This window comes from Acidisoma sp. L85 (genome assembly GCF_009765865.1).
Classification (GTDB): domain Bacteria; phylum Pseudomonadota; class Alphaproteobacteria; order Acetobacterales; family Acetobacteraceae; genus Acidisoma.
The window spans coordinates 459228-473487 of the sequence record NZ_LMUQ01000061.1 but is presented as its reverse complement, the minus strand read 5'-3'; the positions used below and the strand labels follow the sequence as shown (position 1 = coordinate 473487).

At 62.5% G+C, this 14260-nt stretch carries 12 protein-coding genes; 2 read left to right on the top strand and 10 right to left on the bottom strand.

Features of this window, described 5'->3' with window-relative positions:
- Positions 1 to 3: 3 nt before the first annotated feature.
- The 7 genes from GSQ83_RS30050 to GSQ83_RS20595 form a co-directional block, all read right to left on the bottom strand.
- Positions 4 to 909: an SMP-30/gluconolactonase/LRE family protein gene (locus tag GSQ83_RS30050; protein WP_216850390.1), complete on the bottom strand. Its 906-nt coding sequence runs from the start codon at positions 907 to 909 to the stop codon at positions 4 to 6.
- 182 nt (positions 910 to 1091) lie between these two features.
- Complete coding sequence (locus tag GSQ83_RS20620; RefSeq protein ID WP_158804730.1) at positions 1092 to 2069, bottom strand: ABC transporter permease; 978 nt, start codon at positions 2067 to 2069, stop codon at positions 1092 to 1094.
- Positions 2069 to 3100 carry an ABC transporter permease gene (locus GSQ83_RS20615; RefSeq protein ID WP_158804729.1) on the bottom strand — a complete coding sequence of 344 codons (1032 nt, stop codon included), beginning with the start codon at positions 3098 to 3100 and terminating at the stop codon, positions 2069 to 2071. The genes GSQ83_RS20620 and GSQ83_RS20615 overlap by 1 nt, the downstream gene beginning before the upstream one ends.
- Positions 3084 to 4664 carry a sugar ABC transporter ATP-binding protein gene (locus tag GSQ83_RS20610; RefSeq protein WP_216850389.1) on the bottom strand — a complete coding sequence of 527 codons (1581 nt, stop codon included), beginning with the start codon at positions 4662 to 4664 and terminating at the stop codon, positions 3084 to 3086. Before GSQ83_RS20610 ends, GSQ83_RS20615 begins: the two co-directional genes overlap by 17 nt.
- 14 nt (positions 4665 to 4678) lie before the next feature.
- Entirely contained in the window at positions 4679 to 5929 is a 1251-nt protein-coding gene (locus GSQ83_RS20605; RefSeq protein ID WP_158804728.1) for a substrate-binding domain-containing protein, read from the bottom strand.
- Positions 5930 to 5957: 28 nt separating this feature from the next.
- Positions 5958 to 7181: an iron-containing alcohol dehydrogenase gene (locus GSQ83_RS20600; RefSeq protein ID WP_216850388.1), complete on the bottom strand. Its 1224-nt coding sequence runs from the start codon at positions 7179 to 7181 to the stop codon at positions 5958 to 5960.
- A complete protein-coding gene (locus GSQ83_RS20595; protein ID WP_158804726.1) occupies positions 7171 to 8214 on the bottom strand; it encodes an Ldh family oxidoreductase in 1044 nt (347 codons plus the stop codon). Before GSQ83_RS20595 ends, GSQ83_RS20600 begins: the two co-directional genes overlap by 11 nt.
- A 91-nt stretch (positions 8215 to 8305) precedes the next feature.
- Between GSQ83_RS20595 and GSQ83_RS20590 the strand changes: the two genes are divergently transcribed.
- A complete protein-coding gene (locus GSQ83_RS20590) occupies positions 8306 to 9031 on the top strand; it encodes a GntR family transcriptional regulator (RefSeq protein WP_216850387.1) in 726 nt (241 codons plus the stop codon).
- Positions 9032 to 9167: 136 nt separating this feature from the next.
- On the opposite strand, the gene GSQ83_RS20585 is transcribed toward GSQ83_RS20590, so the two are convergent.
- Together GSQ83_RS20585 and GSQ83_RS20580 are read right to left on the bottom strand one after the other, a co-directional pair.
- Positions 9168 to 11099 carry an ATP-binding cassette domain-containing protein gene (locus GSQ83_RS20585; RefSeq protein ID WP_158804724.1) on the bottom strand — a complete coding sequence of 644 codons (1932 nt, stop codon included), beginning with the start codon at positions 11097 to 11099 and terminating at the stop codon, positions 9168 to 9170.
- On the bottom strand, positions 11096 to 11974 hold the full coding sequence (locus GSQ83_RS20580; RefSeq protein WP_216850386.1) for an extracellular solute-binding protein: 879 nt from the start codon (positions 11972 to 11974) through the stop codon (positions 11096 to 11098). Before GSQ83_RS20580 ends, GSQ83_RS20585 begins: the two co-directional genes overlap by 4 nt.
- Before the next feature lie 216 nt (positions 11975 to 12190).
- Between GSQ83_RS20580 and GSQ83_RS20575 the strand changes: the two genes are divergently transcribed.
- Entirely contained in the window at positions 12191 to 13915 is a 1725-nt protein-coding gene (locus GSQ83_RS20575; protein WP_158804723.1) for a cytochrome c biogenesis protein DipZ, read from the top strand.
- On the opposite strand, the gene GSQ83_RS20570 is transcribed toward GSQ83_RS20575, so the two are convergent.
- On the bottom strand, positions 13902 to 14249 hold the full coding sequence (locus GSQ83_RS20570; protein ID WP_158804722.1) for a winged helix-turn-helix domain-containing protein: 348 nt from the start codon (positions 14247 to 14249) through the stop codon (positions 13902 to 13904). The genes GSQ83_RS20575 and GSQ83_RS20570 overlap by 14 nt on opposite strands.
- Positions 14250 to 14260 lie beyond the last annotated feature (11 nt).

The following is a 14260-nucleotide window of genomic DNA, read 5'->3' as shown; positions in this document are numbered from 1 at the left end:
CTCCTAGGTCATATAGGGAAGGCGGTTGCCGCTCACGTTCAGATCGATCTTGTAGAGAGACGTCGATGCGCAAATGAACAGTGTATTCCATTCATCGCCGCCCCAGTTGAGGTTTCCGACATTCTCCGGAACCTCGATCCGGCCGAGCACTTCTGCTTGCGGACTAATAACCCAAACGCCACCCGGCCCTGTGACGTAGACGTTCCCGTTGGCGTCACACTTCATCCCGTCGGGAATACCCTCGTCGAGTGCTCCAGATCCAACCTTGTCCACAAAGATCGCGCCACTATCAATGGTTCCGTCAGCAGCGACCTTGAAGACCCGAATATGCGCGTGTGTGCTGTCATTGATATACAAAAGCGATTCGTCCGGCGAGAAGCAAAGCCCATTCGGCTGGCTGAAGTCATTGACAAGCAGCTGGAGTTTCTCGCCGGAGGGTTGCACGCGATAGACACCCTGGAACGAAAGATCCTGTTTGCGCTCAACACCGAAGACCGGCATCCGCCCGTATGTCGGATCGCTGAAATAGACACTCTTATCCGACGCGACCACAACGTCGTTCGGGCTGTTCAGTTCCTTACCCTCGAAATGGGAAGCGACCGTTTGACGGCTCCCATCGGTCCGCTGTCTGATCAGGCTACTGGTCGCATGCTCGCAAATCAGCAGATCACCGCTGACTTCATAGGTCATGCCGTTACCCTTATTCGAGGGCCGCGCCACCTCAGTCACCCCCTTCGCGGCATCCCAGCGCCGCCGAGTGTCGCCCGGCATATCGCTGAATAAGAGGAATTTGCCGGCGCGGTTCCAGACCGGCCCCTCGGTGAAAGTGAATCCTGTGCCGAGACGCTCGACCTTCGCGCCTTTTGGCACAAGTTCGTAAAAGCGCTCGCTGTTCGTGATGGCGGTCACCTTCCCATTCTCCCCGAACTTATTTTTGATGTTTTCTCGCAACAAATGCAGCGAACTCTTATGGGACAACGCTCGAAGATTGTCAAGACTATCCAAGCCACAAAGCAGGAGTTCCAGACTAAGACTGGTGAAATTGCGAGTGGGTTCGGCTTAACGTCAGCCGCAACGCACGAGACGCCGTGCTAAATCTGCATGCGCGGATGTGGGCTTCGGGCGTAGAGCGCGACAGCCGGAATGATCAGCAGCCCGAGGATCGCCTCTTGCGCAGATGACGAGAGACTGTAGCCCGACAGGATCGTTTGCAGAACCGTCAGGATAAGCACGCCGAGAACAGTCAGACCGTAGCCGCCGCGGCCACCCACCAGCGAGGTTCCGCCGATCAGCACGGCCGCGATGGTGGTGAACAGATAAGGATCGCCAACTCCCGCGTAGCCGCTCCCGGTATAACCAAGCAGCAAAACTCCGGTCATCGCCGCGGTCACGCCACTTGCGGCGAAAACAAGTGTCCAGGTCCATGGACCCGATATCTGCACGCGATCAGCTGCCACTCGATTGCCACCTAGAGCATACAGGCTTCTACCAAGCCAGGTGCGACGCAGCAGAACAATGTTCAGCGCCGCAAGCGCTGCCCAAAGGATAACCGCAGGCGCGATGCCGACTGTGTGATTGGCCGTCGCGAAACTCTGCAGCCATTGAGGCACCGCGCCCTGAATCGTACCACCCGAGATGCCGGAATTTCCGCCGCTGCTCACGAGAATCTGTATCAGACCCAACACCGCATTGCCGACGCCCAAGGTCACCACCAACGATTGCCCGCGCAGACGATGGCTCAGGACGCCGTTAAAGGCACCGATCAACGCCCCAAGAACAAAGACCACCACAATCCCGACAGGGGAGGGTAGGCCATCATTCAGTAACTTCACCAAGCCGACATTCGCGGCGCCGACAACAAACGGGATGGACAAGTCGAGGCCGCCGATCAATGCGCAAAGTGTCTGGCCGACCGTCGCCACGCCAAGAAACGAGGCGAAGACCAGGCTGGAGCGCAGATTGATGAGCGACCAGAATCCATCGATCGAAACCGCACCGAACACCACGAGTGCCAGGAGAACGACACTCGCCATCACACTACTACCGTGCTGCCCCACTATCGCTCTCATCACGAAACTCCTGGCTCGGCCTGGCCGCCCCGACGCTTTCTCCACCTAGCCAACCGCGGTCGGGAGCTGCCGGTCAGGAGTCCGCCCGCGATCAAAGACGCGACCAGCACGGCTCCCGTCGTGAACTGAACCCAGTAGCTTGCATCGAGCCCGAAATTAAACGTCGAAAGCACATAGGAAATAAGCCAGATGTCGATCGCGCCAAGCACGGAACCCAAACCCTTCGCATGGCCGCCGCCGAGGCTCGCGCCACCAATGATAAGCGCCGTAACTGCGCTCAAAGTATAAGGCGTGCCGGCGGTGGGATCGGCGGAGCCGATGAGCCCCGTGTACATAACGCTGGCGATGCCGACGAAAACACCGGCGACGACATGCGCGCCGATCCGCGTCGGGATCAGCGGGATACCGCTGACGAAGGCGGTGCGGTCATTTGCACCCATCAGCCGAATATTGCGGAAAAACGTCGTCCGAGACACCAGCGCCCACAAGACAAAAGCGGCGAGCGGCACGTAGAGAACGAGCGAGAATATCGTGGATGCCGAGCCCCAGCTCGCCAACCAGTCGGGAGCCGTTCCGCCGGACTGTGGCAGGATCACGCTGTTCATGCCGTCGAGCACAAGATAGACTGCGAGCGTCACGACCACCGTGCTCACCCGAAGCACCGCGATCAGCGTTCCCATCACCACTTGCAGCAGAACGCCGAGCCCGATCGCGCAGGCAAAAACGGCCAGCGGGCTCGACAATCCGATTTCCGGCAGGCCCATCACGATCGCGATATTTATCAGCGTCATCGCCGGGCCGATCGAGAGATCCACACCCGCTGGTCCGGCGATGGCAATAGGGGTCATCGCCAGGGTTGCGAGCATCAGCGGGGCGGCGCCGACAAGGCCGCCTGCAAGTCCATCCGATGTGAAGAGGTGCGGCCCGTGAAATGCCGCGATGACCAGCAGAATGACAAGAAGTATAACCGGCGTTCTCAGCGACCTTTGCCGGATAAGTCGCCCGGCAGACCATTTAGCGTCGGCCACCATCTAGTCCTTCAGTATCGCTATACCCGAACATCGCCGCCAGCACTCCATCACTCGTGACCGCCCCGTCCTCGAGCGTGCCGAAAACGCTCTGCAGCCGGAACACCACCACCCTGTCGCAGAGTCCTACGAACTCCTCGATTTCGTTGGAGAGAAACAATACGGCTTTGCCCTCCTCTGCGAGACTGCGCAGCAGAACGTAGAGGTCGTTTTTCGCGCCGATATCGACTCCGCGAGTCGGATCGTTCAGCGCGATCACCAAGGGCGCCGCCGCCAATGACCGGCCGATAACGACTTTCTGCTGGTTGCCGCCGCTGAGCGAATTGATCGGTGCATTGGACCGGCCTAGGCGGATCGAGAGGTCCTTGACCTGCTCGAGAAACATCCGTTGGACCTTGCCTCGGTCGATGAAACCCGCCCGTGCTGTCGGGCGGTAACGGGAAATTCCAAAATTCTCGAACACCGACAGATTGGGGAACAAGCCCTCCGCCTTCCGGTCCCCCGGAATATAGGCAACCCTCGCGCGATCGGCTGATTTGGCGGAGTCAATCGGGTGTCTTTCGCCACCGGCAATGGCATGGATCTGTCCCGCGACAGGCCGCTTGAAGCCGGTGAGGACCTGAATAAACTCGACCTGTCCATGGCCCTCAAGCCCAGCCAAGCCAACGATCTCGCCTGCGCGAATGGCAAAATCGATCGGAGCGGCGTCGGGCGTCAGTCTAACCCCGACAGCCACCAGCGCTTCTTCTTTGTGTACCTTTGTGCCGCGCGCCGCAAGCTGATGCGAGGGCCGCAAAGGCGCGTCGGATTGCGTCCTACCGCGCATCATCTCCAACAGCTTCGCCTCCGTGATCTCCCCTCCCACCAGCGTGCCAACATCGGCCCCGTCGCTCAGCACCGTGGCACGGTCACAAATGGCGGTCAGTTCATGGATGCGATGAGTGACGATCAGCACGCAAACGCCAGAGTCCTTCAAACCCCGCACTACCTCGAAAAACCGCTCCACACTCGAATGATCTAGCGCCGCGGTGGATTCGTCAAAGACGACTACGCGCGGCGTGCCAAGCAATGCCCGCGCGATGACGATCCATTGTCGCGTATTGAGCGACAGCTCATCCACATTCGCGTCGAGATCGACTTCCGACCCGACGAGCCGGTTCAGCAAATCCTGCGCCCGCTTGCGCTTCTCCCGCTGCGGCAGCCGCGCGCGGAAAAACCCGTCATCGCCGAGAAACAGGTTATCCAGCACAGTGCTGCCCTCGGCGACAAGGATCTCCTGGAAAACCACGGCAATTCCCATGGCCTTCGCCACGTGTGGACTAATCGGCTGTTCGCCATTCACCGTCACGCTGCCCGTGTCCGGATGCAGTACCCCCGCGAGAAGCTTCGCCATGGTGCTCTTGCCGCTGCCATTCTCGCCGACAAGCGCATGAACCTCGCCGGCCCGGGCGGAGAAGGAGCAGGATCGCAGCGCGCGCGCCTCACCGAAAGACTTGCTGACCGCACGCACCGTCACAACCTCGGCACCGGGCGTCTGGGAGACGCCCGGCTTGGCAATTGTGGTCACATCCTCGCTCAGGATCAGCCCTTTCCCTGCAACGGATCAGCCGGCCGCTCGAAATACATATCCATCGTCTTGGTCGGGAACCAGGATTGGTACGGCGGCGAGACCCATTCATTGGAGGAAGTGGTCGTGCCGGGGGGCAGGAAAGTGGCGAGGTCGCCATGCGTGATCGGTCCCGGCCCGATCATGATGCTTGCGATCTTCGGCCCCTGGCCTTGCAGCGTTCGCAGCATCACCTCCCATCCCTCCTGCATTTCGTTGCCGGGCGGCCAGCCCTGATAGGTCAGGTCGATCCATTCAGGATTGTCACGCCAATAAGCGAGCGGACCCATTTCTCCGCCGGCCGTAATCGGCACGATCGGCCGTCCCGCCTGCTGCAATGCGCTCATCGCGCCGAGATCGCCCGGAGATTGCGCGGCGATCCCGCCGATCGCCGCCGGATGCGTCGCGAGGAACTGCAACACCGCGGTCTTGGCCACCGAGTCCACCCAGTTGCCCGCAACTGTTCCGGCGATTTTGATGTCCGGATATTCCTTCAAGCCTGCCTCGTGACCCTTTTGGAAATCGTTGCTCGCCTGTGCCTGCGGAATGCCCTGAACGATCAGCACCTTGCCCTTGCCACCCATCCGCTTACCCAGCGCCTGAGCCTGCAACTTTCCGCAGAGCGCATAATTGCCGCTGACCTGCAGCGCGTAAGGCGATGACACGCCACCCTGGAGAGCCACAAAGAGCACGCCATGGTCATAGGCATATTTGATGGCGCCATTCAGCGCGGTATGGGCTGCACCGATCGTGATGATAGCGTCGCAGCCTTGGTCGACGAGCTGCCGGATCTGTTGGATCTGTTTCGACAGATCCAGATTGGCCTCCGTCGTGATGACATCCTTGACCAGCCCGGCCGCCTTGTATTTGGGGAGCAGAACCTCCTGCAGTTCCGTTCTCGCCCCGATGCGCCAGGTATTGCCGCCAAAGGAACTCGCATAGCCAATCAGCCAGGGCGCCGACTTCTTCGGTTTGAAGTCACGGTAAATGCTCGGCCCGAGCGGCGTGGTGGTGACCATCTCGTAATATTTCTGCACCTCGGGCGGCAGGCTTGGAACCACCGAAGTGGCATCGGCGGTATCCGCAAAGGCCCGGGGCACGTCGAGCAATCCCAGCATTGAGCCGCCCACAGCCAGGCTAGCCAGTCCGCCCTTCTGCAAGAATGCCCTGCGGCCATCGCTATTCGGCACTGTCTCCGCGGACTGGAAAACTTCGGTCTTCTTCATGTGTCCCTCCCTGTTTCAGCTAGTTTAACTACGCACTCGCCCAAGGCCGATCACCGGCGAAGGACGCTTGCACGATGGATTGCACACCCTCTAGATCGAGCGGGCGCGGATTGTTGGTGACAAGCCGCGCGGCGAGCAGCGATTGGCTCGCGATCCAATCGAGTTGATCAGTTTTCACGCCAAGCTCCGCGAGCGTCTTAGGAATGCGGATCCCGTCGAACAGATCCGAAACCGCAACCACGGCGGCATCCGCGAGCGTGTCCGGATCATCGCCGACAACGCCCATCGCCCGGGCGATCTCGGCATAATCCGCCACACACTCCGACCGGTTGAAGACCATCACATAGGGCATCAGAGTAGCGACACCGAGCCCATGCGCGGTATGGGTCAAAGCGCCCACTGGATATTGAATCGCATGCGCTGCCGCCGTTCCGGCATTTCCAAAGGCAAGCCCTGCCAGCATCGCCGCATACATCACCGCCGACCGAGCCTCGAGATCAGCGCCATTCGCCACCGCACGAGGCAGATGGATCGACAGCGCCGAAATCGCCGCCAGCGCGTGCAGATCGCTCAACCTATTCTTGCCGACGAACACTCGCGCCATAGCAAGGCCCGGCTCAAACTCCCGTCGGATAGCCGTGAATGACTCGATGGCATGCGTCATCGCATCCGCCCCGGCAATGGCCGTCAGTCCAGGCGGACACGACAGAGTCAACTCGGGATCGCAAATCGCGGTATGCGGAATAAGATATGGACTCGAAATCCCAACCTTCAGCGCGCGGCTGGAATCCCCCAACACGGCCACCGGCGTTACCTCGGATCCGGTGCCGGAGGTAGTCGGAATCGCGATGACCGGAAGCACCGGCCCGGGCACTCGGTTTTCGCCGTAGAAACTCTCGGCGGGCCCTCCATGGCTCAGCATCAAGCTGACCACCTTCGCCATGTCGAGGCAGCTTCCGCCACCGACGCCGATCACCATGTCCGGCGCGAAATCCCGCGCGACCTCAAGGCAAGCGAGAACGCCCGCAAGCGGAAGCTCAGCCTCGGTGCCGTCGAAAATCTCGATTGTCACACCTTCCTCGTCCAGGGCGGCGCGAAGCGTTGCCATCTCGGCATCCGCGCCGAAACGAAGATCGGTGCAGATGAGGGCACGTTTCCCCAACGGCCGAGCCACCCGCCCAACACTGCGCCTTTCGCCTACGCCGAACAGAATTGCGCGCGGCGCGCGCATCACGCCGAAATCATCGGCCACCGCTGTGCTCCTGCGTCGTGGAAATTTCGTCGCCGGCCAGCGCGCGGATCGCCACCCAGACATCCTCCGCGATCGGGATGCCCTTCGCCATTCGCTCGGCTCGGCGACTGCGTGAACCGTCGCCCGGCACCATGACGGGCCTGTCTGGATCGCTCGGCGCGCAGGCGCGAATCGCATCGAGATAGGCGGAAATGCTGCCGGTCACCGCATCCGACACCGGATCGATGATGATGAAGACGTCGCCCTTATTGCAGGGCTTTTCCGCATCCAATGTGCCCACAACATCGGTGCCGAGCGCTGCACTTGTCAGGCTGCTGACCAAAACCTCGATCGCCAGCCCCAGCGCGTAGCCCTTGGCGCCGCCGAATGGTGCGATCGCGCCGAGTTTCGCGGCGTCCGGATCGGTCGTGGGTTCGCCCGCAGCATCGAGCGCCCAATCCGCCGGTATCGGCTCACGGCGATGGGCGTGGTCGTGAATCTTGCCCATCGAGACAATGCTTGTCGCCATGTCGAGCACGAAAGGATCCGGCTCGGCCGGCACGCCGATCGCGATGGGATTGGTGCCCAGCATGGCGCGGCGACCGCCCCAGGGATGCACCAGCGCCTCGCTCGTCGATAGCGCGATAGCCGTCTGCCCACCACGCGCCACGCGCTCCACATACCAACTCAGCATACCGAGGTGATTGTTGTTGGCGATGGCGGCGACCGCGATCCCGGCTTCTCTTGCCCTCGCGCAGACCTCTTTCACCGCGGCCCCGGCGACCACCGGCCCCAGGCCGCCAAGCCCATCAACCTGCAGAAACGCCGCCGAGCGCCAGGCGGCCACACCTGTTGTCACAGGATCAGCCACGCCATTGCGGATGCGCGCGACGATGCGCGGTAATCGCAACAGCCCGTGGGAGGGGCGATCGAAAAGCTCTGCTTCCACCAGCAGGTCGCTTTGAGTCCGCGCGTTGTCGGAAGGCACACCCGCAAGGGTGAGGGCGCGCATGGCCGTTTCGCAGGCTTCTGCATAGGTGACGTTAACCGCCATTGGAATCCAATCTGATATCAGATCCGATCTTGCCCACCATAGGGAGGCGCTGCTAACACGGTCAAGCGTGATCTCCTGCTAGGTTATGGTGATGACGGCGCAGAGCCCAGACCCCGGGAAAGAGGCGATCGGTGACGGCACGGCGATCACGCCGGAGCCGCCCTTGCGCCGTGCCTCCTTAGGCGACGATGTTTATGATGCGCTGCTCACGCGGCTGATCTCGCTGAAGATCGCGCCGGGCGCGCGGATTACTGTAGATGGCTTGGTCAAGGATCTCGGCGTCTCCCAAACTCCGATCCGCGCCGCTTTGGTGCGCCTCGAGGCGGAGGGGCTGGTGGTCAAGACCCATCTGGTGGGCTACAGCGCCGCCCCGCTTCCGAGCCGCCGCCGGTTTGAGCAAATCTATGAGTTGCGCCTGGTGCTGGAGCCGCTGGCGGCGGCCAAGGCGGCGCGCAATCTCGGGGGACGGGATCGTGCCGCTTTGGGCGAACTGCACGCCGCCATGGCCGCGCCCTCGTCGGAGGATGTACGCCTCGCCTATGGCAAATTCGCCACCTGGGACGCGGCTTTTCACACGCGGATCGCCATGGCCGGCGGCAGCGACCTGATCGCCGAGGCGCTCAACCGCCTGCACACGCACATGCATCTGTTCCGCCTTCTCTTCCACTCGCGGGTGACGGAGGAGGCCATTCGGGAGCATGCCGATATCATCGTGGCGTTGAATGCTGGCGACCCGGATGCCGCGCATGTCGCCATGGAGCGACACGTCTTGTTTTCACAGCGACGCATGGCACCGATTTTCGAGTCTCTGGAGTGACCTCAACGAATGTTGGCGACAGTTCTCGCACGTCATGCTCGGCGAAGGCCGAGCACCCACGCCTTGCTTGCGCCGGCGAAGTCGAAGGCGTGGATGCTCGGCCTTCGCCGAGCATGACGAGTCGCCGCCAGGTCGGTTAACTCAGACGCGGGCTGATCTGCGACTCATCCCGTGTGCTTCGGAATTCGCAATCCGTGTCGGCCGCCGCGCCGCCCTCCGCAGACATGACCCAAACCTGCACCGCCGCCGGCCGCAAAAACAGTCGACATGGACCAAGATTGGCCGGTGCGCCGATCTCCTGGTTCGCCCGAAGCAGCGCATCGCCAATCCGTAGCACGACCTCGAATCGCCCCGCGACAGGCGCTCCAACATCGACGACAAATCCGGGATAGTCACCTGCCGCCGTGATCGTGATGCTCTCCGACCGAACCGACCAGCCAACGCGCGCGCTCGTCTGCATCGGCGGCCCGACCACCTTAATCTGAACGCCCCCTCCGACATCAATTGCATTCGCCCCGACAGCACGGCCGAACGCGATGTTCTCCGCCCCGAGCAACCGCGCAACCGCCTCACTAACGGGACGCGCGAATACTTCGTTGACAGTGCCGACCTGCAATACCCGGCCCGCATCAAGAATAAGAAGCTCATCGGCGAGCAGAAAAGCCTCCTCCGGATCATGCGTGACGAGGATCGTCGTCGCATCGATCTCCGCCTGCAGCGCCAGCAATTCCCGCCGCAATTGCGCGCGTAAAGGCGTATCGAGCGCTGAAAACGGCTCGTCGAGTAACAACAAGCCAGCCGGCCGGCTAAACGCGCGTGCCACGGCAACCCGCTGCTGCTGACCCAAGGAAAGCGCATCCGGAAGCCGCTGTTTCAGACTGGCAAGTCCAAGACGCTTCGACCAATGCTCCGCCAAATCGCGATCCGCGCCGACCGCAAAGGCTATCTGCCGCGCCACGGTCAGATGAGGGAACAAGCCGTAATTCTGCGGCACGAAAGCAATGCCGCGCCGCTCGGTCGGCGTTTCGCTGAGATCTCTCGCGCCCAACATCAACGACCCCGCAACATCGCCATCGAGACCCGCAATGGCGCGCAATGTCATCGACTTTCCCGAACCCGATGAACCCAGGATCGCGAGCCTACGTGCGCTCGTCCGCCACGCGACGTCGAGATCGAAACCACTCAGCTTGCGGCGGAAAGCAAAGCTCAGCGGCTGCGGCGACATCGCGGAGCTGGGCCGCGGCTCATCGAGCAGCGGTGCTACCGGCAATGGCACAACCCCCGTGTGACCATCCGCGAACCCCACGCGCCTCACGCGATCCGCACCGAAAATCGCGGCGAAGGCCATAACGCCAACCGCAGCCACTAACGTAGGTGCCAGCACCGGTAGCATGGCTGGCAAACCCTGGCCGCCAAACGCGACATACGTGTAAACCGGCAGCGAATAGGGGTGATACGCCACCATCATCGTCGCCCCGAACTCGCCGAAAGCCCGCAGCCAGGCCAGCAGCATGCCGGCAAGAATCGCGCGCCAGGCAAGCGGCAGGCTAGCGCGAAGGAAAATGCTCCAAGGTCGGTGGCCGAGCGTGGCCGCGACATCCTCCAGCACCGGATCCAGTCCCGCGAAAGCCGATCGCGCTGCGATGATCAGGAACGGCGCCGCGACAAAGGCCTCCGCCAGCACGATGCCGACAAAGGAATCCGTCAGGGCGCCACCCGTGAGCGCACCAAGCGGGCTCGCATAACCGAGTAGAAACAGCAGCAGAATGCCGCTCGCCAAAGGCGGCAAAGCGAGCGGAAGTTGCACCAAGAAACCAAGCATTGCCAACCACCGTCCCGGCCTTCGCGCCAGCAGGTAGCCCAGCGGAATCCCGCCCGCCGCCACCAGCAACGTCGCCACGGTCGCGCTGAGCAGCGAGACCGCACAGGCATCGCCAAGCGTCGCCCAGTCGGCGCCGCGCCAATCCGCGCCACCGAGATGCGCGAGACCCGCGACCAGCGGCGCGACGAGATAGACAGCAAGCAGGCCGCCCAGCCACGGCAGCAGCGGCCAGGAGGAACGCCTCACTGCGCGGCGTTGATCACCGCGCTCACCGCAACCGGCACCAACCGCGCGTCACCGCTGATCTTCGGCTTCACGAGGTCAAGCCCGTGCTCACCCATGATGTCGTGTCCCTGCGGCCCCAGAAGAAACGCGACGAAATGCTCCGCCCCCGCCGAATTCGGCGAGTGGTTGAGCACCGTGATCGTGTAGTGCGCGCTGAGCGAGATATTCGCGGGGAAGGGAATCGCCGCGATCTTCAGATCCGTCGTTTCCGTCGAATAGAAAAACCCGACGTCCAACTGCCCGGATTGCAGCCGCCCGACCAAATTCTCCTCCGGCAAAACCTGGCTCGGATTTTCGGGCGCACCAAGAACCTTTGCCGACAGATCCGGCAACTTGTAGACCTCCGAGGCTTTCTTCAGCAGATCGACGGTCAGCTTACCCTTGGGATCGAGTTTTGGATCCGTCCGTCCAATCCGGATGCCCGGCTCCTCGAGCACCTTGTACCACGGCTTGGTCTTCAGCTCGGCCGCAAATTTGCTCGATGGGTTATAGCCCAGCACGAGAGGCGACTGCGCGAAGGACACATACCAACTCACCCAACCGCCATTCGCGGTGCCCTCCAGGTCGTTATTGACCTTGGGATTCGCGCTGATGAACACATCCCCTTGCCGCAGCTTGCCCTTGATCTCATTGGCGAGCTTGTTCGAGCCGCCGGCATATCCCCGGAACCGCCCACCATCGACCTTCTCGAAAGCCGGGCTGATCCCGCGCTCCATCAGGTTCACCAGGGAGCCGGCATAGAGCACATTGACGGTGCCGACCTTGTCCTGAGCCATGGCAAAGCCAGGCGTCGCGGCAAGAATGGCAGCCGCCGCAATCAGATATCGTCGCAGCACTGGGGCTCTCCTAGGATCGTTTGCGGAATTCTCGGCCGGGGAGGGGCGGGTTGACCAGCCGGGTCGTCGTCTCGGCACGCCATTAAATCCCCGTCATCCCACGCTATTCCCGTAACTATATAGCGGGCCGCCACGTAACGCATCTAGAGTGAAGCCGGGCGACGACATTCAGTCCCGGCACCATTGCCTGAACATTGAAAGCGCCAGGTCAAACCAATGTTGCTCTTCGTTGTTGCCTATCTCGGCGGCGTTCTGACGATCCTGAGTCCGTGCATATTGCCAGTGCTCCCCTTCGTCTTCGCCCGAGCCGACCAGCCCTTCGTCAAAAGTGGCCTGCCACTGTTGCTCGGCATGGCGATCACCTTCGCCGCCGTTGCGACCCTCGCGGCAGTCGGCGGCGGCTGGGCGGTGCAGGCGAACCACTGGGGCCGTCTCGCCGCGATCCTCCTGCTGGCCTTCTTCGGCGTCACGCTGCTGTTCCCCTCGATGGCGGACCGGCTGACGCGGCCGCTTGTCGCCCTGGGCTCTCGCCTCTCCCAATCGGCATCGGATGGCACGCGCGCCGGTTCCTCCTTCGGTCCATCCTTCCTGCTCGGCATCGCGACGGGCCTGCTCTGGGCGCCCTGCGCCGGCCCGATCCTGGGACTGCTCCTCACCGGCGCCGCGCTGCAAGGCGCCAATGTCCAGACTTCCTTTCTCCTCCTGGCCTATGCCGCCGGCGCCGCGACCTCGCTCGCCGTCGCCCTGCTGATCGGCGGGCGGGTCTTCGTCGCGATGAAGCGCTCGCTCGGCGCGGGCGAATGGATCAGGCGCGGCCTCGGCGTCGCCGTTCTTGCCGGTGTCGTCGCGATCAGCCTAGGCCTCGACACCGGCCTCCTGACCCGTGTGTCGCTCGCCAGCACTGCCGGCGTCGAGCAAACGCTGCTCGACAAAGTGCATCCGAAGTCGGCGACAGTCGCCGCCGCGGGCACGCTACCCGTTGAGGGCCAGATCCCCTCCCTGGCAGGCGCCGTCCAGTGGCTCAACTCGCCGCCGCTCACCGCCGAGGGTCTGCGCGGCAAAGTCGTCCTGGTCGATTTCTGGACCTATTCCTGTATCAACTGCTTGCGTAGCCTCCCCTATATCGAGGCCTGGGCGCAGAAATATCGCAGCCAGGGCCTGGTGGTCATTGGCGTGCACGCGCCGGAATTCGCCTTCGAGCGGAACATCGACAATGTCCGCCAGGCCGTGAAGGACCTCAAGCTCGACTACCCGATCGCCATCGACAACAACTACGCGATCTGGCGCGCCTTCAATAATCAATACTGGCCCGCCCACTACTTCATCGATGCGAAGGGCCAGATTCGCTACCACCACTTCGGCGAAGGCGAATACGACCAGTCGGAAAAAGTCATCCAGCAGCTCCTCGCCGAGGCGGGGAAGGGTGCCGTGCCGCATGACATCGTGGCGGTCGATGGCAGCGGTGCTGAAGCCGCCGCCGACGTCAGCGACATCGCTTCACCCGAGACCTATATCGGCTACCAGCGCGCCGAAAACTTCGCCTCACCCGGCGGAGCCGTGCCGGATGCGAGCCACGTCTACGCCACCGCGCCGCAACTCACCCTGAACCAATGGGCGCTGGGCGGTGACTGGACCGTCAAAGGCGAGAACGCCACCTCCAACGCCGGCGAGGGCCGCATCGCCTATCGCTTCCATGCCCGCGACCTCCATCTCGTTTTGGGGCCGAGCAGCGATGGCAAGCCCGTGCGGTTCAGGGTGCTGATCGACGGCAAGCCGCCGCTTGCTGATCACGGCGCCGATGTGGATGCTCAGGGCAATGGCACGATTGACGGCCAGCGCCTCTACCAGCTGGTCCGCCAATCAGGACCGGTGGCTGACCGGAACTTCGAGATCGAATTCCTCGATCCCGGCGCCCAGGCTTTCGCCTTCACCTTTGGCTGACAGTGACTTCGGCCTGCAAGGCGGCGACGTGCTCCCGCGCCACCTCGGAAAGCGCCCGCTCGATCGCGCGAAAGCGGGTGACGAGTTCGACACCGAGCGGCGTGAGGGTCGCGCCGCCGCCTTGTCTGCCGCCAACCTGAGCCGAGGCAACCGGACTGCCGAATATTGTGTTGGTTTCCTCGACCAGTTCCCAGGCTCGCCGATACGACATGCTCATCGCGCGCCCGGCGGCCGAGATTGACCCGAGGCTGGCGATCTTTTCGAGGAGTTCGATTTTCCCCGGTCCGATCCGGCCTTTCGGATCGAGGTCAATCCTAATGCTGATCGAAGGCATGGCAGGGTGCT

What these genes read in the sequence shown, in the direction of transcription:
- GSQ83_RS20620 (WP_158804730.1), bottom strand. Translation starts at nt 2,069, where the DNA reads ATGAGAGCGATAGTGGGGCAGCACGGTAGTAGTGTGATGGCGAGTGTC.
- GSQ83_RS20615 (WP_158804729.1), bottom strand. Translation starts at nt 3,100, where the DNA reads ATGGTGGCCGACGCTAAATGGTCTGCCGGGCGACTTATCCGGCAAAGG.
- GSQ83_RS20605 (WP_158804728.1), bottom strand. Translation starts at nt 5,929, where the DNA reads ATGAAGAAGACCGAAGTTTTCCAGTCCGCGGAGACAGTGCCGAATAGC.
- GSQ83_RS20595 (WP_158804726.1), bottom strand. Translation starts at nt 8,214, where the DNA reads ATGGCGGTTAACGTCACCTATGCAGAAGCCTGCGAAACGGCCATGCGC.
- GSQ83_RS20590 (WP_216850387.1), top strand. Translation starts at nt 8,306, where the DNA reads ATGACGGCGCAGAGCCCAGACCCCGGGAAAGAGGCGATCGGTGACGGC.
- GSQ83_RS20575 (WP_158804723.1), top strand. Translation starts at nt 12,191, where the DNA reads ATGTTGCTCTTCGTTGTTGCCTATCTCGGCGGCGTTCTGACGATCCTG.
- GSQ83_RS20570 (WP_158804722.1), bottom strand. Translation starts at nt 14,249, where the DNA reads ATGCCTTCGATCAGCATTAGGATTGACCTCGATCCGAAAGGCCGGATC.